The sequence below is a fragment of the Bacillus sp. AP50 genome (genome assembly GCF_040492675.1).
Lineage (GTDB): Bacteria > Bacillota > Bacilli > Bacillales > Bacillaceae_G > Bacillus_A > Bacillus_A cereus.
Genome location: NZ_JBEUTW010000751.1, coordinates 1 through 1229, shown reverse-complemented (window position 1 = coordinate 1229; position 1229 = coordinate 1). Strand labels below are relative to the sequence as shown.

Genomic DNA, 1229 nt, shown 5'->3' with positions numbered 1-1229 from the left:
GAACATGAAGTGCTATACAATTTTATAGTATTTGAAAACTGATTCGTTAATCAATTCTAAATTATCTATAATTCGTATAGGTCGTAACTATAGTTTTTTTCACTATAAAATAGATTGGTTTTACCTATACATCCTATAGATAGAACAATATTGATAGTCACCTATTTTTGTTATTACAATTGAATAGGAGTAATGTTCAGTAATTATTTTATGATGAAAAAGGTATTAGAGGGGGGATTGTTCCAAAAGGAGAAAATGAATGCATTGGAACAATAGAGTTTCATACTTAGAGTTCACAACATAAACGTGCATGAATAGGTTATGACATTCATCCGGATTATTGAAGAAAAGGATACATATTAGAATATTTTTTGGAGGTAGAAGCATGGCTAAAATTACTGTAGGAACTGAAAATCAAGAACCAATTGAGATATATTATGAGGATTATGGCACAGGAAAACCAGTTGTACTAATTCATGGTTGGCCGTTAAGTGGTCGATCTTGGGAATACCAAGTTCCCGCTCTTGTTGAGGCTGGATACAGAGTTATAACATATGATCGTCGAGGATTTGGAAAATCATCTCAGCCGTGGGAAGGGTATGAATATGATACCTTTACTTCTGATTTACATCAACTATTAGAACATTTAGAGCTTCAAAATGTCACACTTGTTGGTTTTTCTATGGGTGGAGGCGAAGTAGCCCGGTATATTAGTACGTATGGAACAGATCGTATTGAAAAGGCTGTTTTTGCTGGAGCAGTACCTCCATATTTATACAAATCAGAGGATCATCCTGAAGGGGCATTAGATGATGCAACAATTGAAGCGTTCAAAAGTGGTGTGATTAATGACCGCCTTGCATTTCTTGATGAATTTACTAAGGGATTTTTCGCAGCTGGTAATCGAACAGATTTAGTTAGTGAGCCATTCCGTTTATATAATTGGGATATTGCAGCCAGTGCATCACCTAAAGGAACACTTGATTGTATTACCGCCTTTAGTAAGACTGATTTTAGAAAAGACTTGGAGAAGTTTAATATACCTACTCTTATTATTCACGGTGATTCTGATGCAACTGTACCATATGAATATAGTGGGAAATTAACACATGAAGCAATTCCTAATTCTAAAGTAGCCTTAATACAGGGTGGTCCACATGGGCTAAATGCAACGCATGCCAAAGAATTTAATGAAGCACTCCTATCATTTTTAAAGGACTAATTACAAC

The 1229-nt window shown here is 35.1% G+C and carries 1 protein-coding gene; it reads left to right on the top strand.

Annotated elements, in window-relative coordinates:
- Positions 1–385: 385 nt before the first annotated feature.
- Entirely contained in the window at positions 386–1222 is an 837-nt protein-coding gene (locus tag ABWK52_RS29170; protein WP_098542018.1) for a bromoperoxidase, read from the top strand.
- Positions 1223–1229: the final 7 nt, after the last annotated feature.

Bases quoted from the DNA above. Each gene is read 5' to 3' on its own strand.
- ABWK52_RS29170 (WP_098542018.1), top strand. From the start codon at position 386: ATGGCTAAAATTACTGTAGGAACTGAAAATCAAGAACCAATTGAGATA.